This window comes from Meiothermus luteus (assembly GCF_003574085.1).
GTDB lineage: Bacteria > Deinococcota > Deinococci > Deinococcales > Thermaceae > Meiothermus > Meiothermus luteus.
The window spans coordinates 22811-29997 of the sequence record NZ_QWKZ01000028.1 but is presented as its reverse complement, the minus strand read 5'-3'; the positions used below and the strand labels follow the sequence as shown (position 1 = coordinate 29997).

The 7187-nt window shown below is 64.4% G+C and carries 5 protein-coding genes; 4 read left to right on the top strand and 1 reads right to left on the bottom strand.

Going from position 1 to position 7187, the window contains the following annotated elements:
• The 4 genes from Mlute_RS05920 to Mlute_RS05905 all read left to right on the top strand — a co-directional run.
• Positions 1–374 (top strand): laccase domain-containing protein (locus tag Mlute_RS05920; protein ID WP_147371036.1); only part of this gene is annotated, 374 nt, incomplete at its 5' end.
• Positions 375–383: 9 nt separating this feature from the next.
• Positions 384–914, top strand: coding sequence for a YqeG family HAD IIIA-type phosphatase (locus Mlute_RS05915; protein ID WP_182482488.1), 531 nt, complete (start codon positions 384–386; stop codon positions 912–914).
• A 101-nt stretch (positions 915–1015) separates the two neighbouring features.
• Positions 1016–3670, top strand: a complete 2655-nt coding sequence (locus Mlute_RS05910; protein ID WP_119359819.1) for an ATPase, T2SS/T4P/T4SS family — start codon at positions 1016–1018, stop codon at positions 3668–3670.
• 34 nt (positions 3671–3704) lie between these two features.
• Entirely contained in the window at positions 3705–5066 is a 1362-nt protein-coding gene (locus Mlute_RS05905) for a dipeptidase (protein ID WP_119359818.1), read from the top strand.
• A gap of 3 nt (positions 5067–5069) precedes the next feature.
• Here Mlute_RS05905 and paaZ read toward each other — a convergent pair whose 3' ends face one another.
• Complete coding sequence (gene paaZ / locus Mlute_RS05900) at positions 5070–7103, bottom strand: phenylacetic acid degradation bifunctional protein PaaZ (protein WP_119359817.1); 2034 nt, start codon at positions 7101–7103, stop codon at positions 5070–5072.
• Between the last annotated feature and the right edge of the window lie 84 nt (positions 7104–7187).

The window sequence follows — 7187 nt, the reverse complement described above, 5'->3', positions numbered from 1 at the left end:
GGCGGGGTGTGGTGGGGGGGATTCTGCCGCAGGCTTTGGCGCTGGCCAGGGCCCGCTACGGGGTGGACCCGGCCCACCTCCGGGTTGCTGTGGGGCCGGGGATTGGGGGGTGTTGCTACTGGGTGGGCCCAGAGGTGGTAGAGCGCTTTGAGGCGGCCGCTCTGCCCTTTTACCGCCCCGACCCCGAGCGCCCCGGTCGCTACCGGCTTGACCTCGAGGCCGCCATCCGCTTCCAGGCCCTGAAGGGAGGGGTGCGGTCGGAGCATTACTGGGCCCTGGGGAGCTGCACCTACACCGATAACCGCTTCTTTTCCCATCGCCGTGATGGGGGCCGGACGGGGCGGATGTGGGCCCTCATCATGCTTCCGGGGTAGACTATGAAGGTGCTCAGGCCTAAAGCCCTCCTTCCGGCGGTGACGGCGGTGACGCCCCAGTGGCTTTCGGAACGGGGGCTGAGGGCGGTGCTGCTTGACCTGGACAACACGCTGGTGCCCTATGAGGCCTACGGCGAGGCCCCCCGCCACCTGCTGGAGTGGCTGGAAGGGCTGAAGCAGGCGGGGGTGAGGGTGTTTTTGGTCTCCAACGGCAGCCCCCGGCGGGTACGCTACTGGTGCGAGCGGCTGGGGGTTCCTGGGTTTGGTCCGGCAGGAAAGCCTTGGTTTGGTTTTCGTGAGGCCCTGCGGCGGCTGGAGCTTACGGCCCGCGAGGTGGCGGTGGTGGGCGACCAGCTCTTCACGGATGTTCTGGGGGGAAATCTGGTGGGGGCCTACACCGTGCTGGTGCCTCCGCTCTCGAGCCGGGAGATGGGGTACACCCGGTTGGTGCGCAGGTTGGAGCGCTGGGTTTTGCGCAGCTTGAACCCTGAGGCATTTGACCCAGAGGGGGTTCGCCCAGGCCCCACAATAAAAGATTAGGGAGGAGGGGGTGGCGCTGGGTATCCTGAAGCTAGGGTTGGAGGCCTCGTAGGGGGCCTGGGTGGTTCGCGAGCCGGCGTTGCTCTGGGAGGATAGAACGAATGGCGAACGTTCTGACCATTGGAGATAAGCGATTGGGAGCGGCCCTTTTGGACATGGGCCTCTTGAGCGACGAGGAGCTTCAGCGGGCCCTCGAGCAGCACCGCGAGGTAGGGGGCAACCTCTCCGATGTGATTGTGGACCTGGGCTTGCTCTCCGAGCGCCGCATTGCCCAGGCCATTGAGGAGGCTTTTGGCATTCCCATGGTGGAGCTGGTGGGGATGGAGATTTCCCCTGAGGCCAAGTCGCTTATTCCTGCCGAGCGGGCCCGTGACCTGGGGGCCATCCCCTTCAGCCTGGAGGGCGGTACCCTGCGGGTGGCCCTTTTGAACCCTCTGGACAACCTGGTCTTGGAAGAGCTAGAGGACCTCACCAACCAGATCATTGAGCCCTACCTGACCACCCCCTCTTCTTTCCGCTATGCCCTGGCCCTGCACTACCCCGAGCTGGGCCTGCCGGTGCCGCCCCCCCCTTCCTCGGCCTCGCCGGGGGATGTACAGCTTGGCGAGCTGTTGGTGCGCAAGGGCTGGTTGAGCCGGGAGGCCCTCGAGGCGGCCCTGGTTGAGCAGGAGAAGACAGGAGAGCTTCTGGGCCGTTTGCTGGTCCATAAGTACGGCCTGAGTGAGGAGCAGCTTTACCAGGCCTTGGCCGAGCAGGCCGGCATAGAGTTCAGGCCGGAGCTGGGGGAGCTCGAGGTGCAGCCCGAGGTTACCGCGCTTTTGCTGCGTCCCGATGCCCTGCGCTACCAGGCGGTGCCGGTCCGCCAGGAGGGCTCGCAGGTGCTGGTGGTGCTGGCCGACCCCCGCCACCGGCACACGGTGGCCAAGCTGATTGAGCGCCCTACCCAGTTCATCCTGACCCTTCCTAAGACCTGGGAAGGACTTTTTGCCAAGGCCTATCCCGAGAAGAGCCGGATTGGGGAGGCCCTGGTGCAGGAGGGCAAGATTGATCGCTCGGCCCTGCAGGCGGCCCTCTCGGTACAGCGCCGCATGGGCAAGACCCGCCCTTTGGGTGAGGTGCTGGTGGAGCTGGGATACGTGACCGCGCAGGATGTGGAAGAGGCCTTGGCCAAGCAGCGCCAAGGGGGGGGGCGGCTGGAGGACACCTTAGTGCAGTCGGGCAAGATCAAGCCCGAGATGCTGGCCAAGAGCCTGGCCGCCCAGCTGGGTTACCCCTACATTGACCCCACCGACTCCCCTCCAGACCCCTCGGTGCTGACCATGGTGCCCGAGAACACCGTGCGCCGCTATACCGTTTTCCCCCACCACCTGGAGGGCAACACCCTGGTGGTCTTGATGAAAGACCCCCGCAACATCCTGGCCATTGACGACCTGCGGATGATTACCAAGCGGGACATCATGCCTGCGGTTTCGGCGGAGTCGGCTATCACCAGGCTCATAGAGCGCTTTTACGGCAGCACAACTGGGGTGGAGGAGTTGGCCCGTGAGTTTGAGGGCAAGAAAAAGGAGGAGGAAGCCGACACCAGTGCCCTGGACGACAACGCGGTGGTCAAGCTGGTCAACAGCATCATCCGCGAGGCCTACTTGCAGGAGGCCTCGGACATCCACATTGAACCCCGCCAGTCCGACATCCTGGTGCGGATACGGGTGGACGGGGCGCTGCGGGAGTATATGCGGCTGCCCAAGGGGGCTGGACCGGCCATCGCCTCCCGGGTCAAAATCATGGGCAACCTGGACATCGCCGAGCGCAGGCTGCCCCAGGACGGCCGGGTGCGCTACCGCGACCGCTCCATTGACCTGGACCTGCGCCTCTCTACCCTGCCTACCGTCTACGGCGAGAAGATTGTGATGCGCCTTCTGCGTAAGGCCGCCGACATCCCCGAGATCGAGCAGCTTGGTTTCGCCCCGGATGTCTTCCAGCGTTTTGAGGACGTGATTTCCAAGCCCTACGGGATTTTTCTCATCACCGGACCCACGGGTTCGGGTAAGTCCTTCACTACCTTCAGCATTCTCAAGCGCATCGCTACGCCGGATAAAAACACCACCACCATTGAAGACCCAGTAGAGTACGAGATTCCCGGCATTAACCAGACCCAGGTGAACCCGGTGGCGGGCCTGACCTTTGCCAAGGCCCTGCGTAGCTTCCTGCGCCAGGACCCGGACATTATCATGGTGGGCGAGATCCGCGACTCGGAGACCGCCAAAATCGCCACCGAGGCGGCCCTCACCGGCCACCTGGTCATCGCCACCTTGCACACCAACGACGCCGCCGGGGCGGTTACCCGACTGGACGAGATGGGGGTGGAGCTCTTCAACATCTCCGCGGCGCTGATAGGGGTATTGGCCCAGCGGCTGGTGCGGCGCATCTGCGAGCACTGCAGGATTCAGGTTGAGCCGGACCCCATGGTGCTGCGCAGGCTGGGGCTTTCTAAGGAGGACATCGCCGGTAAAGCTCTGTACAAGGGTACCGGTTGCGATAAGTGCAGCGGTACCGGTTACAAAGGGCGGGCGGCCATCCACGAGCTGATGGTGCTGGACGACGAGATTCGCCGGGCCATTGTGGAAGGTCAGTCGGCCACCCAGATTAAAGAGATCGCCCGAAAGAACGGGATGAAGACCCTGCGGGAGGACGGTATCCAAAAAGCCTTCCTGGGGATTACCACCCTGGAAGAGGTGATGGCCCGCACCAACGAATGAGGGACGCGGCTTGGTGGGGTAGAATCCCCTTGTCATGAGCTGGAAGAACTACCTATCCGACCGCCAAGCCACCTACCTCGAGGATTTCCGCGCCTTCCTCTCCATCCCCAGCGTCTCGGCCCAGCCCGCCCACAGCCAGGATGTGCAGCGGGCTGCGGCTTGGCTGGCGGAGCGTTTCAAACGGGCCGGTTTCTTGCAGGCCGAGGTGCTGCCCACCGCCGGGCACCCGGTGGTGTTGGCCGAGTACTGCCCCTACCCGGACAGACCCACGGTGCTTTTCTACGGCCACTACGACGTGCAGCCTGCCGACAACCCCGAGCGTTGGAACTCCCCCCCTTTTGAACCCACCATCGTGGATGGGCGTATCGTAGCCCGGGGGGCCTCGGATATGAAGGGCCAGGTGATGGCTTTTCTGCTGGCCGCCGAGGCCCTTATCGCCACCGGGGCTTTGGGCCTCAACCTAAAAGCCCTGATTGAGGGAGAAGAGGAAATCGGCAGCCCGCACCTGCCTGAATTTATTGAACGGAACAAAGAGCGCCTGCGCTGCGACATGATCATCAACGGCGACAGCGGCCAGCTCTCCGAGACCACGCCCCTTTTGAGCCTGGGAGTGCGGGGTATTTGTGGCCTCGAGTTTGATCTTACTGGCCCCAGCCACGACCTGCACTCCGGTTCCTGGGGCGGCCAGGTGCAAAACCCCCTGCACGCCATGGCCGAGCTGGTGGCCTCCCTGCACAAGCCCGACGGCAGCGTGGCGGTAAAGGGTTTCTACGACGATGTGGAGCCCCTAAGCCCCGAGCTGCGGGAGTGGTACAAAAAAATCCCCTGGGATGAAGAAGAGATGAAGCGAAAGCTGGGGGTGCCGGCGTTCTACGGCGAGGCCGGCTACACCCCTTGGGAGCGCATTACCGGAAGGCCCACCCTCGAGGTCAACGGGATGTGGGGGGGCTACACCGGCCCCGGCGGCATGACGGTCATTCCCTCCACCGCCCACGCCAAGATTACCTGCCGCCTGGTGCCCCACCAAGACCCGGACAGGATTGTGGCCCTGGTCAAAGCCCACCTGGAAGAACACCTGCCAAAGGGGGTGCGGTTGGAGGTGCGGGTCAAGGAGGCCGGTGCTCCGGCCTTCCGGATGCGGGCCGACCACCCGGTGGCCCAGGCCGCTAAGGAGGTGCTGACTGAGCTCTACGGGGTGCCCCCGGTGGAGACCATGTTTGGCGGCTCGGTGCCCATCCTGAGTACCTTGAAAAAGCTCTTGGGGCACGACCCGGTGAGTTTCGGCTTTGGCCTGGAGGACGAGCTCATCCACTCGCCCAACGAGTTCTTTCGCCTCAGCAGCTTTGAGAAGGGCCAGCGGGGCTACGCCATGCTGCTGCTGCAGTTGGCCAAATGAGCCTTAGCCGCGCCTCGCGACCAAGGTCAGAATGTCGTAGAGGGCTATGGTCCTGCCCTCTTGGTTGGTAATTTCCACCGCCCAGGTCACCACTCCGCTGGGCCGCTCGCCCGGCTTGGGGTCTTTGGCGGCCTTGGACTTGACGGTGAGGCGAGCTTGGATGGTATCGCCGATTTTGACCGGCTCAATAAAGCGCAGCCGCTCGAGGCCGTAGTTGGCCAGCACCGGCCCCGGAGCTGGGTGCACGAAGAGGCCCGCGGCGGCCGAAACTAGGAAGTAGCCGTGGGCTACCCGCTCCCCAAAGATGGACTCCTTGGCCCCAATCTCGTCTACATGGGCGTAAAAGTAGTCGCCCGTCACATTGGCGAAGTTTACAATGTCGGCCTCGGTCACGGTGCGGCGGTGGGTCAGAAGGCTCTCGCCAATCTCCAGGTCCTCAAAGTACTTGCGGAAGGGGTGGATGGGGTCTTCCTTGACCCTAGCCCCGCGCACGTACTCCTGGCACAGGGCCATCAGGGTGGTGGGGTCGGTCTGCACGGCGCAGCGCTGCAGGTAGTGCTTGATGCCGCGCACCCCCCCTAGCTCCTCGCCACCCCCGGCCCTTCCGGGGCCCCCGTGGACCAGCGGGGGCAGCGGTGAGCCGTGGCCGGTGGACTCTTGGGCGTTTTCCCGGTTTAGGATGAGCATCCGTCCGTGGTGGGTGGCGCAGCCGAAGAAGAGCCGGCGGGCCTCTTGGCGGTCGTAGGTGACGATGCTTCCCACCAGGCTGCCCTTGCCGCGCCGGGCCAGGGCAATAGCCTCGTCCAGGCTCTCGTAGGGCATCAGGGTAGCCACCGGGCCAAAGGGCTCGAGGTCATGTGCCCCGGACTCCCAGGGGTTGGCGCTAAAGAGCAGGGTGGGGGGCATGAAGCCGCCCTTTTCAAAGTCGCCGCCCAATAGCTCGCTCGAGCCCTCCCAGGCCACCTCACAGCCGCGGGCTTTGAGTTCTTCAACCACGGCCCGCACGTCGGCCCGCTGACCGGCCCCCACCAGCGGCCCCATGCGCACCTCCTCGCGGCTGGGGTCCCCCAGGCGGGTCTTGCTCAACTCCTGTTTGAGGGCCTCGAGTACGGCCTCGCTCTTCTCGCGGGGCACGATAACCCGCCTTATGGCGGTGCACTTCTGCCCGGCCTTGACGGTCATCTCACGGGCCACTTCTTTCACAAATAGCCCAAACTCGGGGTCGCCCGGCTCCACCGTCTGCCCCAGGATGGCGCAGTTGAGGCTGTCGGCCTCCATGTTGAAGGGCACCGCGTTGGCCACCAGGTTGGGGTGGGTCTTGAGCTTGCGTCCGGTGGCCGCCGAGCCGGTAAAGGTTACGCTGTCCTGCTCGTTCAGGTGGTCAAACAGGTCGCCAATCCCGCCGCAGACGAGCTGAATGGCCCCTTCGGGGAGGATGCCCGACTCGAGCATGGCCCTGAATACCGCCTCGGTCAGGTAGGCGGTCTGGGTGGCCGGCTTCACGATGGCCGGTACGCCTGCAATGAGCCCCGGTGCGAGTTTTTCCAGCATCCCCCAGACCGGGAAGTTGTAGGCGTTGATGTGCACCGCCACCCCTTCCTTGGGCACCAGGAGGTGCCGCCCTAGGAAGCTGCCCCCTTTGGAGAGGGCCAGGGGGTCGTCCTCCACCAAAAAGCGCTCGTTGGGCAGCTCACGCCGGGCCAGCGAGGCGTAGCTGAAAAAGGTACCGATGCCGCCGTCGATGTCGAACCAGCTATCGTAGCGGGTGGCGCCGGTCTTGTAGGAAAGGGCGTAAAAGGTCTCTTTGCGCTCCAGCAGGTACTGCGCCAGGGCCCGCAGCATGGCCGCTCGCTCGTGGAAGGTGTAGCGCCTGAGGTTAGGCCCCCCCACCTTGCGGGCGTACTCGACCATGGCCTTGAAGTCGAGCCCCTCACTGCTGACCTGGGCCACCGGCTCTCCATAGACAGCGTCCCGTACCAGGGTTCCTTCGGCGGGGCTCTGGTACCAGGCCCCGGCGGCATAGCTGCTTATTTTCATGTTCGATATTCTAACAAACGCTTGTTTGTATCTGGGCAAGTGGCGCGTGGCCGGTGGCTTGGGGTGTTGCAGGGGTGGATATCG